This is a genomic window from Paenibacillus luteus (assembly GCF_006542765.1).
GTDB classification, from domain to species: domain Bacteria; phylum Bacillota; class Bacilli; order Paenibacillales; family Paenibacillaceae; genus Pristimantibacillus; species Pristimantibacillus luteus.
In genome coordinates this window covers 116,161-132,069 of the sequence record NZ_SKCD01000015.1, presented here as the reverse complement: position 1 = coordinate 132,069, position 15,909 = coordinate 116,161, and the positions used below count along the sequence as shown (strand labels likewise).

General features: G+C 50.1%; 14 protein-coding genes. 4 read left to right on the top strand and 10 right to left on the bottom strand.

The features are described 5' to 3' along the window. Positions 1-189: 189 nt before the first annotated feature. The 3 genes from E0496_RS13615 to ytxJ all read right to left on the bottom strand — a co-directional run bounded on the left by E0496_RS13615 (position 190) and on the right by ytxJ (position 3,559). The gene (locus E0496_RS13615; protein ID WP_161601412.1) at positions 190-1,311 is read right to left on the bottom strand and encodes a stalk domain-containing protein; all 1,122 of its coding nucleotides are present in this window, start codon (positions 1,309-1,311) and stop codon (positions 190-192) included. 137 nt (positions 1,312-1,448) lie between these two features. Continuing rightward, on the bottom strand, positions 1,449-2,696 hold the full coding sequence (locus E0496_RS13610) for an S-layer homology domain-containing protein (protein ID WP_161601411.1): 1,248 nt from the start codon (positions 2,694-2,696) through the stop codon (positions 1,449-1,451). A gap of 524 nt (positions 2,697-3,220) precedes the next feature. Further along, positions 3,221-3,559 carry a bacillithiol system redox-active protein YtxJ gene (gene ytxJ / locus E0496_RS13605; protein WP_141502255.1) on the bottom strand — a complete coding sequence of 113 codons (339 nt, stop codon included), beginning with the start codon at positions 3,557-3,559 and terminating at the stop codon, positions 3,221-3,223. Positions 3,560-3,648: 89 nt separating this feature from the next. Here ytxJ and E0496_RS35590 point away from each other — a divergent pair, with 89 nt between their 5' ends. The 3 genes from E0496_RS35590 (at position 3,649) to E0496_RS13595 (ending at position 6,720) form a co-directional block, all read left to right on the top strand. Further along, a complete protein-coding gene (locus E0496_RS35590) occupies positions 3,649-3,861 on the top strand; it encodes a hypothetical protein (RefSeq protein ID WP_161601410.1) in 213 nt (70 codons plus the stop codon). Next, the gene (locus E0496_RS13600; protein WP_141502253.1) at positions 3,831-4,406 is read left to right on the top strand and encodes a TetR/AcrR family transcriptional regulator; all 576 of its coding nucleotides are present in this window, start codon (positions 3,831-3,833) and stop codon (positions 4,404-4,406) included. The genes E0496_RS35590 and E0496_RS13600 overlap by 31 nt, the downstream gene beginning before the upstream one ends. A gap of 76 nt (positions 4,407-4,482) precedes the next feature. Continuing rightward, positions 4,483-6,720 (top strand): YhgE/Pip domain-containing protein, encoded by a 2,238-nt coding sequence (locus E0496_RS13595; protein ID WP_161601409.1) that lies wholly within the window; start codon positions 4,483-4,485, stop codon positions 6,718-6,720. Positions 6,721-7,210: 490 nt separating this feature from the next. Here the strand turns inward: E0496_RS13595 and E0496_RS35585 are convergent, their stop codons facing one another. The 6 genes from E0496_RS35585 to E0496_RS13570 all read right to left on the bottom strand — a co-directional run bounded on the left by E0496_RS35585 (position 7,211) and on the right by E0496_RS13570 (position 13,893). Next, the gene (locus E0496_RS35585; RefSeq protein WP_206669770.1) at positions 7,211-7,375 is read right to left on the bottom strand and encodes a hypothetical protein; all 165 of its coding nucleotides are present in this window, start codon (positions 7,373-7,375) and stop codon (positions 7,211-7,213) included. 1,219 nt (positions 7,376-8,594) lie between these two features. Next, positions 8,595-8,855, bottom strand: coding sequence for an HPr family phosphocarrier protein (locus E0496_RS13590; protein ID WP_139991049.1), 261 nt, complete (start codon positions 8,853-8,855; stop codon positions 8,595-8,597). After that, entirely contained in the window at positions 8,848-10,581 is a 1,734-nt protein-coding gene (gene ptsP / locus E0496_RS13585) for a phosphoenolpyruvate--protein phosphotransferase (protein WP_141502275.1), read from the bottom strand. Before ptsP ends, E0496_RS13590 begins: the two co-directional genes overlap by 8 nt. Next, positions 10,581-11,759 (bottom strand): mannitol-1-phosphate 5-dehydrogenase, encoded by a 1,179-nt coding sequence (locus E0496_RS13580; protein WP_141502250.1) that lies wholly within the window; start codon positions 11,757-11,759, stop codon positions 10,581-10,583. Before E0496_RS13580 ends, ptsP begins: the two co-directional genes overlap by 1 nt. Then, positions 11,756-12,193 carry a PTS mannitol transporter subunit IIA gene (locus E0496_RS13575; protein ID WP_141502249.1) on the bottom strand — a complete coding sequence of 146 codons (438 nt, stop codon included), beginning with the start codon at positions 12,191-12,193 and terminating at the stop codon, positions 11,756-11,758. Before E0496_RS13575 ends, E0496_RS13580 begins: the two co-directional genes overlap by 4 nt. Beyond that, on the bottom strand, positions 12,193-13,893 hold the full coding sequence (locus E0496_RS13570; RefSeq protein ID WP_141502247.1) for a BglG family transcription antiterminator: 1,701 nt from the start codon (positions 13,891-13,893) through the stop codon (positions 12,193-12,195). Before E0496_RS13570 ends, E0496_RS13575 begins: the two co-directional genes overlap by 1 nt. Positions 13,894-13,941: 48 nt before the next feature. Here E0496_RS13570 and E0496_RS36520 point away from each other — a divergent pair, with 48 nt between their 5' ends. Then, entirely contained in the window at positions 13,942-14,241 is a 300-nt protein-coding gene (locus E0496_RS36520; RefSeq protein WP_241674794.1) for a hypothetical protein, read from the top strand. 101 nt (positions 14,242-14,342) lie between these two features. On the opposite strand, the gene E0496_RS13560 is transcribed toward E0496_RS36520, so the two are convergent. After that, positions 14,343-15,782 (bottom strand): PTS mannitol transporter subunit IIBC, encoded by a 1,440-nt coding sequence (locus E0496_RS13560; RefSeq protein WP_141502246.1) that lies wholly within the window; start codon positions 15,780-15,782, stop codon positions 14,343-14,345. Positions 15,783-15,909 lie beyond the last annotated feature (127 nt).

The window sequence follows — 15,909 nt, the reverse complement described above, 5'->3', positions numbered from 1 at the left end:
CTTTTTACAACCTGTAGTTTTACATCTAATGAAATTGGACTCCTTTTTGACAAAGCAAAAACTCCCATCATGGTAGAAGTAGAGGTTTTGTTTTTTCTACTGTCTACTATGATGGGAGCATATCATGGCAGATGGACGTTCTTCGTCTATATTTAATCCTACATATTCCACATAGGCAGGTCAACAACGTTATTCGCTAAAAGCAAGGAACGAAGTCAGAAACTCCGGCATGCCTTCAGCGTAAGCGGTATATTCATATTGGCCGAAGGAGATAACGACCGCGCCATGCTTGAGGTAGAATGGTCGGTCGGATGCAATGCCTTCAAACGGATTGAGCAATAATAATTTTCGTTCTTTGATTTGCCCGCGAATGGACGCGTTAATAATGTCGAGATAATTCTCGTGGTTATTCGCGGCTTCTCTTAAGGATAGCTGTTCGCCGGTTTTAAGATCAAACGTATAGGGAACTCGCTCGGTTATGCCATGCGCACCGCCCATATAGGAATAATAATCGACATAGAGGCTTAAACGGTTATCTTCGTTATAGGTAATCGTATACGTTCCTTCAAAGGAAAGGGGTGGCATTGCCAAATCCGGATTAGTATCCTCCAGCTCGCTAACATCCTTTTGAGCTTGGGATAGCGCTTGTTGACCGGTCACGGCATAAGCTTCTGCTTCTTTTTTCAAAAAGTCATTAACCTTGGTTTGAGACTCGGCATTCTCATACCCGCTAATTACGGGATAATGAATGATCAACGATTGCTCCTGCGTAACTTTGTTGATCGTACTCGTTTCGACGGATAAGGCGTTCTCCTGAATGGTGTCGATGCCTACCGTCTTGCTGCCATGATCATAGGAAATGCCGTAGCCCATTCTCTCCAGCACAAAACGAAGAGGCAGATAGGCCGTGTCATTCTCGATGATGGCAGGATTGCCATAAATGACTTGTCCGTTCAAAGTATAGCTGCCATCATCCGGGGAGGCGACAAACGTACGGTCTCGTCCCGTGACCGTGACCGACCTTGTTTTGGGATCCCAGCTCGTGCCAAGCCCAAGCGTTTCATTTAGCACGCGAATGCCGATGTACGTGTTTCCCTCCACATTGGCGGATGGCACATTAGACAACACGCCATTAATATTATAAGGCTGAGAAGTAACGTTCAACTGCTGCGATTCCGCTGCTGCCGCAATGCCTCCGGCAATCCCTCCCACCGCGGGAGTTGAAACGACAAGCAACGCGGCAGTGACGAGTGCGGCGATCTTTTTTGGCATGTTAGGGTGGGCTTTCAGAGTTGGGTTGATTCGTTTCATAGGTAGTCCTCCTTTGAGATAACGGGCTGATAATTGCATGGTTTAAAAGTGTAATAGAGACATAATATCGACTTGGCCGAAAAAAACAGCTGCTTGTTGGCTATTAACCACTGAGCAGCTGTTTTAAACAGAAACGCCTATTTTTTGGTAGCGATAGAGAAAATAACGGTTTTGCCCGCGGCATCAACTTGGATATTGACGTTATCGGTGCCGATCAGCTTCTGCTGGGCGGCTACTTTCGTTCCGGCCTCCACGCGCTTGCTAATGTCGTTGAACAGCTCTTTGAACAAAGATGCGTTGTAGCCAAATAGCTGATTGGCGAACTGTTCGACCACTTCCTTATTGCGGGCAAGAGTGCCCTCGCGAAGCCTAATGGTGATGCCATACGTGTTATATTGCGGGTCCAGCCATACCGCTGCTTCCTCGTTGATGGAAGACGAGCCTGATGGGCGGTTTAATACGCTGTCCTTCTCGGCTTGGTCTTTGAATAGGCGAAGCGTCGTCTCATAGAAATCGTGGTTGGAGCCGCGCAACTGCCCGGCAGCGATCAGCGTTTCGTAGGCATCCCACATTCGTTTATCTGGGAAAATGATAATTTTTTTGCCGCCGCCAGCGGTTGGGACCACGCGTTCGAGCTTGTCGGGAGATACGGCGACGGCAAGCCGCTTCGACTTGTCTGTGAGGCGGTTTAGGATGACAAGCGATTCCGCGCGGGTCACGGTATCGCCGACGCCGAAGAAGCCGTTCGGGTACCCCTGCATAATGCCTTTGACCAGCGTCTCTGCAATGAATTTCTGCTCGCGCTCGGAAGCGCCCATGAGGTCGCCGTAAGCTTGGGCCATTTTTTGGCCGAATAAGCCATCCTCCAGAAACTCCGTTTCCTGCAAGGTGTAATAGACGATTTCCGCAACGTTCTCGCGGTTTAAGTCAGCTTGGAAATCGCTATACCTGCTTTTGTTCAAAAAATGAAGATCGCTCGCGACATCGATAAACTGCTTCGCCCAATATCCGACCGGGTTTGGCTTGAAGTCGAAATAGCGGTAATCTTGCTTTAAAATCGCTTGATTCTCTTCGCTAAGGGACTGGAGGAATTGGGTATTCCAGCTGCGGGCTCCGTTTTGATGAAGGTCCGTGTACGAAAGAACGAGCATTTTGATGAATTGATCGACTTTTACGGGTTCCTGTGGTCGGAAGGTCCCGTCGGGATATCCGTCTAATATCCCTTGTTTCACCATATCGGTGATGGTTTTTTCCGCCCAATGGCCCTTTATATCTTTAAAAACCGGCGCAGAGGCAGCAGCCGTTGTCTGTGAATTGGCTAGCGGACTGGATAATCCTGCCCACAGAAACGTGGCTGCGATTGCGATAATGGCAAAGCGCTTCATAAAAAATATCCCCCTAGTACAAGCGATTGCGGACCTATATGATAGATTAATCGATATATTCCGACATTCTCTAGATAACCACATTTATGCGTTATTGAGAATGGGCTAAATGATGCAACAATGTGTATTCATCTAGTTCTAAATGCTGTAAGCCTTTAAGCAGGGGTGGTTTGGAGTTCGGAATGGATACAATTGTAAATGATGTCTAGTGCGATAATAGAGGGATATTTTGGATATAAAATAAAACTGAAATGGTTAGCCGTGGTTTTGTGTGAAGTGCAGCAACTTGCGTTAACGAGATAGCGGAGGTATCGTTTTGAAACTAAAGGAAGAGAACAATAACGAACAAAACGGACATATCTTGGATTGACTGCTGTGGTAGTAATCATCAATTTAAAACAAATCTCGTTTGTGCCTCTATTTAATGAAATGAGTCTAATACTAAAAAGCTCTCAGCCTCACGCACGAGGCGCTAGGCTGAGAGCTATGATTAACCTTTGGAAAGGTATAGTCGGTGAAGAGAGTTAGTCAAGAACAGCTGTGATATGAGCTTTCGTGATGGACCAGTGAGTAGCTGACCATACTTTTTCTTTTTTATCGATGTACATGATTTGTGGAGATTCATGCTTCACGGACGTATCTTCAGCGATCTGATTCGATACGGGACGGGACTCGATGACTTTGACAAGCACGTAGTCAACATCTTCCCTTGGTTTGCCATCAAGGTATTGGCTGAATTCTTGGTGAGCGTTCGCGCTAACCGGACAAGTAGTGCTGTGCTTGAAAACGACGAGCGGGCGAGTGGCGGAAGCTTCGTAAACGTTGTTCCATTCTTCAATGGTAGTAATTTCTTTGTACGACATAGGGAAACACTCCTTTTTATTCTGCTGTGCAGATGATTGTTACAGCTGTAAGTTTATTATAGCTCTTTTTGCCGAGTGATGTCATCTTTATGCGTGTGGCGCAGGTTGTGCGTGGGCTGGGCTTCAGAAATGGTTGCTGTCTGCCTGATGAAAACGACTTGGAAATGGATTCGGTTCAGGCATTGCATTTGAAAATGGCGCGTGATATGATTACTTTTGTCGAAATGACCGTTTTGGTTTTTCGGTCATTTATAGGGTCGGAGGTGATGGAATGGCGATTGATCGGCGGCAGCAGATTGTAGAAGCGGCAGGCAAGTCTTTTGCGCTTTTTGGATACAAGGCGACGACGATGGATCAGGTAGCTAAGATTGCGAACGTGGGCAAAGGGACGATTTATACGTTCTTTACGAACAAGGAAGAGTTATTCCACGAAATTATGAAGAAGCTGATTATTGAAATGAAGCAGGTGGCGGAGCGGGTGGTTGATCCGAACCGAACATTTTTCGATAATTTGAATGCGGCGCTAGAGCAATTGCTTGAATTCCGAGAGCAGCATGAGCTTGCACTTCAGCTATCGCATGAGGTGCGCGAGATCGGCACGCCGATGGCGGTCGAAGGCATGCAGCAGATTGAGGGTGCGGTTGTCGGCTACATCCAGCAGCAGGTGCAATTAGCTATGGACAAAGGCGAGATTAAGCCTTGCAATCCGGAGATGACGGCATTCGTTATGCTGCGCTTATACATGGCGCTTACGGTAGAATGGAAGAAGACGCATGAACCGCTGGATAAGAAACAAGTAGCGGAGCAATTGCGATTCTATATGCAAGTAGGATTGGCTCCGGAATAAGCTGGATGCCTTTTTTTACACTAAAAAATGACCAAATGACAAAAATGGTCAATGAGTAATGGGGAGCGTGGACAATTTGAAGTTTAGTGGATTTAAGCAGTTTGGTCAGGAATTGTCCGGGATCGCCCGCAACAAAATGCTGTTGATTTCGGTGATCGGTGTCATGATGATTCCGGTTATGTATTCTTCGATGTTTTTGGGAGCGTTTTGGGACCCGTACGGAAATTTGGATAAGATGCCGGTGGCGGTCGTCAATGCGGATACGGGTTACAAGTATAACGACGAGATGATGCATATCGGCGATGATTTTGAGGAACAGTTAAAGGAAAATGAAAAGTTCGAGTGGCACTTTGTCAGCAAGGAAGAAGCTCAGGCAGGAATTGAGGATCACAGCTATTACTTAGCCATTGAGATCCCGGCCGACTTTTCCGAGAAAACGACTTCATTGACCTCTGATGAGCCGACGCCGGCCCAGCTGACGTATCTGGCGAATGAAAGCTACAACTTTCTAGCTTCCCAAATCGGCAGCAAAGCTGTGGATACGATGAAGATGGAGCTGAATAAAGAGGTGACGGCAGCTTATACGCGCACCGTTTTCGAACAGATGGAGGAGCTTGTTGACGGCATCGGCCAAGCAAGCGATGGTGCCGGCGAGATTGCCGATGGCACGACGAAGGCGAAGGATGGAGCGGTGCTCATCGAGCAAAATCTGGCGAAGCTCGTCAGCGGATCGATGACGCTGCAGGAAGGCGTTACGAAGCTGAGCAATGGCGGAGCGGAGCTTGGAAAAGGCAGTGCCGAGCTTAGCGCAGGCACGTCAAGCTTGGCCAGCGGCCTGGCGCAGCTTCAGGCGGCGCAGCAGCAGCTTGGCGCGGGAGCCGCATCGTTAGGCGAAGGCGCGGGCTCGCTTGGAGCCGGAGCGGTGAAGCTGAGCGACGGCTTGGGGCAATTGGCCGGAGCGAGCGGACAGCTGGCGGAAGGCGCCTCTGACGCGCAGCAGGCTGCGGGGCAGCTTGCGGGTGGTCTTAAGGAGTCAGCTGCAGGCGAAGAGCAGCTGAAAGCAGGAGCCGCGCAGCTGGCGAACGGGCTGGCGAAGCTGGGTCAGGCGAATCCGCAGCTGGCGGAGAGCGAGGACTTTGCGGCGCTGCTGAGCGCAAGCCGCGAGCTGGCGGCTGGTCTGGAGAAGTCATCGGCTGGGCAGACTCAGCTGAGTGAAGGGGCGACGAAGCTGAACGAAGGCCTTGTTAAGGTTGCTGATGGTCTGGGCACCTTCGATAAGAAAGTTGAGGAAGCGGCGGCTGGCGGCAAAGAGCTTGGCGCTGGCGGAGCTCAAGTCGTAGCAGGCGCGGAGAAATTCACTAACGGCATGACCGAGTTTGGCAAGAAGCTGGCTGAAGCAAGTGCAGGCGGGACAAAGCTAGCAACTGGAGCGAAGCAGCTCAATAACGGCGCAGCGGTGCTTACTGCGGGGCTTTCGCAGCTTTCGTCGAGCGTAACGCCTTTCGTAGACGGTTCAGTTAAACTGGAGGATGGCGCGCAGCAGGTCGCTTCCGGGCTGTTGAAGCTGGAGGATGGCACGCAGGAGCTATCTGGCAAGCTGAGCGACGCTTCGGACAAAACTTCTGACCTTAAGCTGACCGATAGCATGGTGGATATGTTCGCCGATCCGGTGAAGCTTGACGTGGAGAAAATATCAGAGGTTTCTAATTATGGAACAGGTCTTGCGCCTTACTTCCTGTCATTAGGCCTTTATGTCGGCGCGATGATGCTGACTATCGTGTACTCTGTGCGCGAGCCGGCAGTACGTCCGGTGAACGGCTGGAGCTGGTTCTGGAGCAAGGCGCTAACGCTTGTGATGATCGGAACAATTCAAGCGCTAATCGCCGATGCGGCGTTGTTATTCTTGCTTAAGCTTGAAGTTCAGAGCATGGGCTTGTTTATCACCTTTACGATTCTTACGAGCATCACCTTTATGATGATCATTCAGTTCCTTGTGGCGACGCTGAACAACCCTGGCCGTTTTATAGCGATCATTCTGTTGATTCTGCAGCTTACGAGCTCCGCAGGTACGTTCCCGATTGAGCTTGTCCCAGACTGGATGCAAAAAATATCGCCATTTATGCCGATGACTTACTCGGTGGCTGGTTTTAGGGATATTATTTCAAGCGGTGATTACAGCTCGATGGGCCGTTATTATGCAACCCTGGCAGGAATTGCACTACTATTTGCATTCTTGTCCTATATTTACTTTACGCTATCTCATCGCAAAATGAAAAACGACACTATGGAGCCAGCCGTACCGACTTCTGTATAAAAGCAAGACCATGGAAAGATCACAGCAAAGGACAGCAATTAATCGCTGTCCTTTTTGTGTTTTCGTTACTGACAGGTTGAGAGATTGGGATACAGGTGCGGTGATGCGTAGAAGGCTAAGGGTAAAGAACAAACTTGAGGTAGCATTGTATTTAGATTCTGCCTGTATTGTTTTCTATATAAGTTCAACTAATGATTTTAGAATTAATGAGTTTCTGAAAGAAGGATTCCATACAGAAGCAAAGACGGTTAATGATAGCCCATTTATAATTGGGGATTTTCTCTATAAACAATCGTGGATCATACTCCCGTCTTCAAACAGCAGTTGGTGGATCTCATCGTTTATTAATCTTTTCTTAAGTGAGGAACCGTTCGCGCACGAACTTCGTTTGCTTGCCCTCAACGGCAGCTTCGAGCGTATACATCGGTCTGGTAAACCAGAGACCCGATCGGTGAAGTCATTTGGCCATACTCGTGATGGTGCAGCTTCGTTAAAAAACACGCTTGAAATAAGCCGCAGCCAGAGCCAATGTCCAATTGTGCTTGTCGGTAACCCCAACTTTATGTGGAAGTTTCGATATCATCGTCTGCTCGGGAGTCAACTGTTCAGGAGCGCCTGTAGAGACATCCATCACGAAGCCATCCAACCCTTTCATTGGTAAGATTGGATGGAAGTGCTCACCGTTACAGGGTTTTTACGAATCATCTCCGCAATTTCGTTCACTGCATCAGCTTCACAGCATGTAAGTAAATCGTTTGATCGCGTACATACATCCGGAGTTTTTTTCTGTTACCTCAGCCGTTTGTCCAGTTCCTGTTAGTCTGTTGTTCGATTTCCATGGTCATCACTTGTCTCGTAAGTTTAGCGGAAATAGCCGATGTGATAGATGAAATGGATGAAATAGGTCTAAAAAATAGATCTAATCTAGCCCCGCGGCCCCAAATGAACTGGATATGGCTTGGTTTTGGAGAAATAGATCTAATTTTTAGATCTAATCTAATGCAAATAGCCGAAATCGATGAAATAGGTCTAAAAAATAGATCTAATCTAGCCCAGCGGCTTCAAAGGGGCAGTTTATGGCTGGGTTTTGGAGATATAGACAAGTTGAACGAAAGAAATGAAGGATATGAGAAGCGAGAAGATCGATTGGAAAAAATGAACTGCTCGCCTTAGTAGCTGGATTCTTACCTTTACATGTCTTAGTCATTTTAAGAATCTGGGTGCAACCGCGACCCCATAGAATGAGCTACTCGCGCAGCGACCAAAACGAGAAACTTTAGTTCAACTTATATAGTTGGTTATGTCTAATGAACAGTTAGTCATGTCAAATGTGTTACTTAAAAGCGAACTTCCAATGATGATATTGATGATTTCTGCTTATTTTTTCTTCGTTTTCTGGGGCGCCATTCGAAAGGGTATGAAATAGATGGAATTTGTCTCTTTAATCTAGCTGTTTCATGTCATTTCTCGCTGATTCTTTAAAATTAGCAGAACAATTCCCTCTAAATTCCTAAATAATCCAAAAACACTTAAATTATAGTGAGGAATTCCATCTAATTAAAACGGAGAGGAATCTTACATGATTTACTGCGATTGGTTCGGGGGAGACGTTGCTGCATCTGGTGCATGTTGTGAGGCCTTGGAGAAGTGGCAAGTAGGATGCGGAGAAAAAGGGGCGCAATGGTTATATGTATGTGTAACAAGCAAAAAACGACTGAGCGAGAAAAAGGGTTTTGATCCTTTTTCAAGCTCAGCCGCTTTGGGGTGAGGTCTATTAATTAGCTGTTTCAGAATATATGCCGTTTCCACTAATATGCTGTTTTAGATAATAAGCCGTTTCAGCTAATATGCCGTATCGATTGTCGTTATTCGTGTTATTCGTGGATATCAGTAAGCAGCTTGCCAAGCGCTTCGAGAGCTTGCTCTTCTTGTTCACCGTCGATCTCCAGCGTGACTTCCTCGTTGACGGCGATACCGAGCGTGAGCATGCTTAGCGAGCTTTTGCCGTTGACCTTTTTGCCTTTGTTCAAGACCGTAATCTTGCAAGGGAAGGTGCTGGCGGTTTGGACGAAGGTTTTGGTTGGACGAACATGAAAGCCCGTAGGGTTGAGTATCGTGAAGGTTTTGCTAATCATGCTGAATCACTCCATTTCTTGTGCGTTCTACGAATTGTGTAATTTCATCGGTGCTGCGCATCGTGAGTGCCTGGTTAGCGTGGCCTGACCAGCTCGACTGGTCGAGCGTGCTTATTAACTCTCTTGCCTGCAAAATCGAGCCTGCGCTCATGCTGAATTCATGAAGACCAAGGCCGAGCAGCAGAGGGATGGCCGTGCTGTCCCCGGCCATTTCGCCGCACATGCCGACCCATTTGCCTTCCTTCTCCGCTGCTTGAAGAACGAAACGAATTAAGCGGAGCAGCGATGGATGCCAAGGCTGATACAGGTAGGAGACGGTTTCGTTCATGCGGTCTGCCGCCATCGTATATTGAATCAGGTCATTCGTGCCGATGCTGAAGAAATCGACTTCTGGCGCAAATAGGTCCGCGGCTACTGCCGCTGCCGGAATCTCGACCATCATCCCGATCTCGATATGCTCGGCGAGCTGGACGCCCTCGGCTATCAGCTTCTGCTTCTCTTCCTCAAGCAAACGCTTGGCTTCGAGAAGCTCTTCCAGCACGGCGATCATGGGGAACATGATCTTAAGGTTGCCGTAACGACTGGCGCGAAGCAGTGCCCGCAGCTGCGTGCGGAACAGATCCTGCCGGTCTAGGCACAGGCGCAGCGCACGCTGGCCGAGGAAAGGGTTGCTTTCCTTCGGCAGCTCCATATAAGGAAGCTCCTTGTCGCCGCCGATGTCGAGTGTTCGTATAACGACAGGCTTCGGATTCATTTTTTCAAGCGCGTATTTGTAGCTGGTGAACTGCTCCTCCTCCGTAGGGAGTGAGCTGCGTCCCATATAGAGGAATTCGGTGCGGAAAAGGCCGATCCCTTCGGCGCCGTTGTCGATCGCCCGCTGGATATCCTCCAGCTTGCCAATGTTGGCTGCCAGCTCGACCCGTTTGCCATCCTTGGACAAGCTCGGCAAATCCTTCAGCTTGCTAAGCTCAACTCTGCGATGGTCATCCTTCTGCTTCATGTCCTTGTAATTCGCGAGCTCCTCTTCTGTTGGAGCGATGAGAACAACGCCTTGATTGGCATCCATGACGATAAAAGCATCAGCAGGGATATCATGAACGGCTGCTCCCGCGCCAACAATGGCTGGAATCTCAAGCGAGCGCGCCATAATGGCCGAATGGGACGTACGGCTGCCCACCTCGGTTACAAAGCCGCGTACATAGTCTAAATTGAGCTGTGCCGTGTCTGAGGGGGTCAGATCGCGTGCTACGATAATGCACTCCTCCGTCATGCCTGCCAGCTCTCTGTGCGGTACGCCGCGCAGGTGGCTCATGATACGGCCGGAGACGTCCTCAATATCGACAGCCCGGCCGCGCAGCAGCTCATCGGACATGGACTGCAGCAGCTCGATAAAGGACTGCGCAATCTCGTGCAGCGCAAATTCCGCGCAAATCGCTTCATCGGCAATCTTCTGTTCAACCGCTTCAATCAGGTCCGGGTCCTCCAGAATCATGAGATGGCCTTCGAAAATTTCCGCTTTGTCCGCGCCAAGCCGAGCCTCGGCTGAGGCGCGAATGGCCTCGACCTCGTCGCGGGACAAAGCGACGGCGGAACGGAAGCGCTCAACCTCTGCAGCCGTGTCGCTAATCGCTTGCTGAACCGGGACGAACCGCTCGGCTGCTAGATGAAATACGCGCGCGATGGCAATGCCGGGCGAAGCGGCTATCCCTTTTAATAAAGTTGTCATCATTTGCTCATTCCTTTCCCTGCCGAGTTAGCTGCAAGTCCCAGCTCTCGATAGTGCCGGACCACTTCCTGATGGAGCGAGTGCTGCTCATCTATGCCTGTATATTTGGTGATTGCAGGTATAAGTCCAATTTCTTGAATGGCTAGCTGGAGCTCTACGGCCTCAGGATCTTCCTCGTTATGAAAATGTAAAGCCGCAGCCATAGCGGTCGTTAAATGGTCTGCCGATATCCCATATTCGTATGCTAATAAGGCCGGCCTAACCAAGCGGTCATTAGGCGACAGCTTGCGGATCGGCGAGCGGCCGATTCTAGAAACCTCATCCAGCAAATGAGGGTTGGTGAAACGCTCAAGAATTTGCCCGATATATTGGCCGTGGTCCTTCTCGTTGAACGAGTAACGCTCGATCAGTACCGCTCCCGTCTCCTGCAAAGCGCCTTTCACTTCGGCAATGACTTCGCTATCCTTCATCGCTTCCTGAATCGTCTCATATCCGCGCAAGTAACCGTGATAAGCCGCGACGCAGTGGCCGGTATTAACGGTGAACAGCTTGCGCTCAATGTAAGGCTCGAGCTGGTCAACGTAATGAATGCCCTCGATTTCGGGCAGCGAAGCGAGCAAAGGTGAACGCTCGACCGTCCATTCGTAAAAGGGTTCTACTACGACTAAGAGCGGATCTTCATGCTGTTGAAGCGGAACGATCCGATCGACGGCTGCATCGGGAAAAGCAACATGAAGCTCAGCCCGCGCTTTCAACGCTTCCGGCAAATGCTCATAAACAAGCTGCTTGAGTATAGTGCTGCCGCCGAGCGCATTCTCGCAAGCAATCACTGGCAGAGCCGTGTTTTCTCTAGCAAGCCTAAGCTCTATTCCTTTAGCAACCGCTGCTGCGATATGCTTTAATACCGTAACCCCGACGGCCGTCGTTACGATATCGGCTTCCGCAATCGCTTCTGCGACGAGTGCAATATTTTTCCCGTCGATAGCGGTGACATGGTCAACGAGGTAGGTATCGCCTTGCTCGTTGGCAAGCCGCACGGCGTATTGCCCTTTGGCTTGCAGCTCGGCGACGAGCGAATCGTTCACATCGACGAAGGTAATCTCGTAGCCGGCGTTATGCAGCAGTAATCCGATGAAGCCGCGGCCGATATTGCCGGCGCCGAAGTGGACGGCCTTCATGATGCCATCCCCGACTCGAAGATCGCGATCAGCTCTTTCTCGGAAGCGGCATTCAAGATACGCTGCATATCTTCTTCCTCGGATACGAGTACGGCTACGTTGGTCAAAATATCAAGGTGATCGTCGCCGATCGCCGCAAGGCCGATGACGAGCTGTGCGGGCTCCTCGCCGCCAAAATCCACTCCGCCTGGCACGATGATAATCGCCATTCCGGTGGATTGGATCAGCGCTTTGGAGTCATTGGTGCCGTGAGGCATCGCAAGCCCTCCGCCAATGTAAGTGGATAGCGCATCTTCGCGTTCGATCATTTTCTCGATGTAGGCTTGCGGCGCATGGCCGGCATCCACGAGCATTTGCCCGACAAGGCGGATCGCCTCGTATTTGTCTTTGACGCTAACGTTTAGTTTCACTTTGTCTGTAGATAGAATGGTCATTATGATTCTCTCCAATCCAATTTTGTTTTTATATAGGCTTCCAGTTTTTTAGAGATAAACAGCTTTATGCTGGCTGTATGGCCGTGAGCTAGGACGGTAAGCAGTTCCGGAAGCAGCAGCATGGCGCTAATTTCGCTAAGCAGCTCCAGGCTATAAGGATCAAGCTTGATGGGGCCGAGCATCATTAAGGCTTGTTTGGCCTTCATCTCGCCGTCCTCGCTCAGGATAAGCGGATTGTCAAAGCGGTACAGGGCGAGCAGCGGCTCCTCGATCCATTCGCTGCGCGTGTGAAGCAAGGCGAGCTCCGTATCGGGAATGACCAGACTGCCTTGGCGCTCCCTTGCGAGCAACTGCTCTGTAATTTTATCGTTATGCCTATCGATGTACGGCTTGTCGAATAAAGACAGCATCCTCGGCAACTGCTGGGCCAGATCAACTAGGCTGTGCTGCATGGCAAGGTCGTGGACGTGAAAGCCGTCAAGTAGCCGCAGAACGACGCCGGAATAAAGCTGAAGCAGCAGCAAGCGGTCCATGGGCGATTGGCCAGAGGCCTCTGCTTCTGCCGCGATGGCAGGATTGACTTTTTTGAGCGTCGTGCCCTCGATATAAGCGCGCAGCTTATTGGTCTCTTCAGGCGATAGCATCGGGCTTAGCTTAATGTAGCGGTCAGGCTTCAGCGGCAGATCGACGGTGGAAATAATTAAATCATAGCGGCTGGCTGGGAGCCTGGTTGCCTCGTACCAGGAATAATGGCCAATCAATTCGATTTGCGGCAGCTCCTTGGCTATTTTGACAGCTAGCAGCTTCGAAGACCCGATGCCGCTCGTGCATACGAGCACCGCTCTAATTTTTCTAGGAAAAGGCTTTAATCGCTCGAGCGAGGCTCCGAAATGCATCGCAATATAGCCGATTTCCTCGTCTGGCACTTTTATGTGCGCATATACCTCTTGTACACCGCCCCGCACGATTGAAAACAAGGAGCTGTAATCCTTTTTGATCTGAACCAGCATGGGATTTCGGATCGCAATGCCATCAAGTATGCGCTGAAAGGCTGGCTTGATATGCTGAATTAATCCTTCTTCCAGCGAGTGGTCTTCAGTCAGTGAGAGATTCAGATGCTTCTCGACATATTGAATGAGCTGCTTAACGCCTTCCAGCGTTGGCATATCCTCATGGTGGATCAGAAGACTGCTCTCGGGAAAAGCTTCATTGTCCAGCAGTTGCGAGAGATAGCGTTGTTCTTCCAAAGGCAGCTGGAGGTCAAGCGCGTCCATCAGGCTCTGCAGCAAAGGGATGACCTTGCTGTGTTCATAGGTGTTTGCAGCTACGAGGCAATGATTCCCGATACGGGTCAGAGCCACGGACAGCTTGATTAGCATTCGGGTGTAATCCGATTCGGACAGCGTGTTTGGCCAATCGTCATTCAGTTCCCATAGCGCTTGCTCGAGCTTCTTGAAATTCTCTTTGCCGATCATATCCAGCAGCTGGGCAGTAATCGGATGGGTTACCGCCTGGTCCTGGAACTGCCCGAACAGATCGGAATCATCCAAATGGTTGAGGGCGAGCAAGCTGATGGAATGGCGCTTTGCTTCCTCGGAACCGATAATCTCGACGCCATAACCTCTTCTGCGCACAAGCGTCAGTCCTTGCCTCTGCATCGTTGCCTCAAGCTCATCAAGGTCGTGGCTGATCGTCGGCATCGTTACGCGCAGCTCGTGAGCAAGCGAGAAGAGCTTTAAAGGCTCATCATGCTCAAGCAGCCGGCAAAAAATAAGAATTTTACGCTCCTCCGCCGAATATTCGAAGGCATCAGCAAGGTCAAGGCTCTGCTTGAAACGCTCAAGTGTCTGATCGTCGGCTTCGATGCGAATGCCGAGCCCGGCGGTGCGATGGAGCGAGATGCCGCTCGCGGCAAGAAACGGCTCGATATCGCCAAGCTCCCGATGAATCGTTCGGGTGCTGGTTCCTGCGAATGCAGCGATATCCGCAGCTGTAATCTCCTGCTTCTGGTCCAGCAGAAGCTCTATAATTCGTCGTTGCCTAGTTGAGGCTTTGATAGGTTATCCTCCTTTACAGAAGAATGGACTTAACGCCGACAGATCTCTGTCAGCGTTAAGTATGGTTTCATGAGCTTCTTATTTGCGTAGTCTTAACTTAGTCTTTGAACGAGCAAGTCATACTCCGGACTCTTAAGAAAATTATCAATCGAGATATGCTCGGCGTTTGGCGCCTTCTGCCGTGCCCGATCAGTCAGTGTCTTATGGGTAATGACGATATCGGCATCATTCGGAATATCGTTGATTGCCGTGTTGATGACGGTGATCGGCAGCTCGGCTGCGTTTATTTTTTTGCGCAGGATCGAAGCGCCCATCGCGCTGGAACCCATGCCTGCATCGCAGGAGAATACGATCTTGTTTACTTGCTCCTTCGTCAATTGACCCGTTGGAGCCGAAGGTGCTGGAGCAGCAGCGGCACCTTTGGATTCGGCTTTCATTTGCTGAACCTTCTGGGCTGCCTGTTCAAGCTCGTTGTCTGCATCCTCGGTTTGCTTCGTTGTCTTAAGCAGCACGGCAGAGACAAGGAATGACACGACGGTTGCGACTACGACGCCGCTGAGCATAGCGAGCATGCCGCCTTTTGGCGTCATCGAGAAATACGCGAGAATACTGCCGGGTGACGGTGCTGCAACCAGTCCTGCTCCGAATAGAGAGAAGGTGAAGGTACCGGATACGCCGCCGGCGATAGCTGCAAGAATAAGACGTGGATTCATCAGAATATAAGGGAAATAAATTTCGTGAATCCCGCCGAAGAAGTGAATGACTACTGCGCCTGGTGCGGATTGCTTCACCATGCCTTTGCCGAACAGCCAATAAGCAAGCAAGATGCCAAGGCCCGGTCCTGGATTGGACTCCAGCATATAAATGATGGATTTGCCGGTTTGCGTGGCTTGATCCAACGCGAGCGGTCCCAAGATGCCGTGGTTAATGGCATTGTTGAGGAACAGCACCTTGGCCGGCTCGATCAGCACGTTCACCAGTGGCAGAAGTCCCGTGTCAATCAGCCATTCCACGCCGGTGCTGAGCACTTTGCTCAAAGCTTCAACTATGGGGCCGACACCCTTGAATGCGATAACCGCAAGGCCGCCGCCGATGATGCCGGACGAGAAGTTGTTGATTAGCATTTCGAAGCCGGAAGGGATCTTCCCTTCAATGGAGCGGTCAAACTTTTTCAATACCCATGCCGCAGACGGACCGACGATCATCGCGCCGAGGAACATTGGAATATCCGCCCCTGCGATAACGCCAAGCGTGACGATTGCGCCGATCACGCCGCCGCGCACGCCGTGAACCATTTGACCGCCTGTATATCCGATAAGGATCGGGAGCAAGTAGGTGATCATAGGTCCGACAAGCGTCGCGAGACTTTCGTTCGGATACCAGCCTGTCGGTATAAATAAAGCCGTTATGAGCCCCCATGCGATAAAAGCGCCAATATTCGGCATAACCATGCCGCTGAGAAAACGACCGAATCGTTGAACGGAAACTTTAACACCGCCGGAGACCGGGCTTTCGGATGCCAGTTTACTCATGCTTCAACCTCCAATAATCATAATGTTCACGAACTGAACTTGAAATAATCGTAATGTATAGCGCTTTCATATTCAATGAAATGAAAAGCAGGTTGCGTCATGAGCGTTGTTGCCATCATTTTTCCTT

Bases quoted from the DNA above. Each gene is read 5' to 3' on its own strand.
- E0496_RS13570 (WP_141502247.1), bottom strand. From the start codon at position 13,893: ATGCCGACGATCAGCCACGACCTTGATGAGCTTGAGGCAACGATGCAG.
- E0496_RS13600 (WP_141502253.1), top strand. From the start codon at position 3,831: ATGGCGATTGATCGGCGGCAGCAGATTGTAGAAGCGGCAGGCAAGTCT.
- E0496_RS36520 (WP_241674794.1), top strand. From the start codon at position 13,942: ATGCTCAAGCAGCCGGCAAAAAATAAGAATTTTACGCTCCTCCGCCGA.
- ytxJ (WP_141502255.1), bottom strand. From the start codon at position 3,559: ATGTCGTACAAAGAAATTACTACCATTGAAGAATGGAACAACGTTTAC.
- ptsP (WP_141502275.1), bottom strand. From the start codon at position 10,581: ATGACAACTTTATTAAAAGGGATAGCCGCTTCGCCCGGCATTGCCATC.
- E0496_RS13590 (WP_139991049.1), bottom strand. From the start codon at position 8,855: ATGATTAGCAAAACCTTCACGATACTCAACCCTACGGGCTTTCATGTT.
- E0496_RS13580 (WP_141502250.1), bottom strand. From the start codon at position 11,759: ATGAAGGCCGTCCACTTCGGCGCCGGCAATATCGGCCGCGGCTTCATC.
- E0496_RS13610 (WP_161601411.1), bottom strand. From the start codon at position 2,696: ATGAAGCGCTTTGCCATTATCGCAATCGCAGCCACGTTTCTGTGGGCA.
- E0496_RS35585 (WP_206669770.1), bottom strand. From the start codon at position 7,375: ATGAAAGGGTTGGATGGCTTCGTGATGGATGTCTCTACAGGCGCTCCT.
- E0496_RS13560 (WP_141502246.1), bottom strand. From the start codon at position 15,782: ATGAGTAAACTGGCATCCGAAAGCCCGGTCTCCGGCGGTGTTAAAGTT.
- E0496_RS35590 (WP_161601410.1), top strand. From the start codon at position 3,649: ATGCGTGTGGCGCAGGTTGTGCGTGGGCTGGGCTTCAGAAATGGTTGC.
- E0496_RS13575 (WP_141502249.1), bottom strand. From the start codon at position 12,193: ATGACCATTCTATCTACAGACAAAGTGAAACTAAACGTTAGCGTCAAA.
- E0496_RS13615 (WP_161601412.1), bottom strand. From the start codon at position 1,311: ATGAAACGAATCAACCCAACTCTGAAAGCCCACCCTAACATGCCAAAA.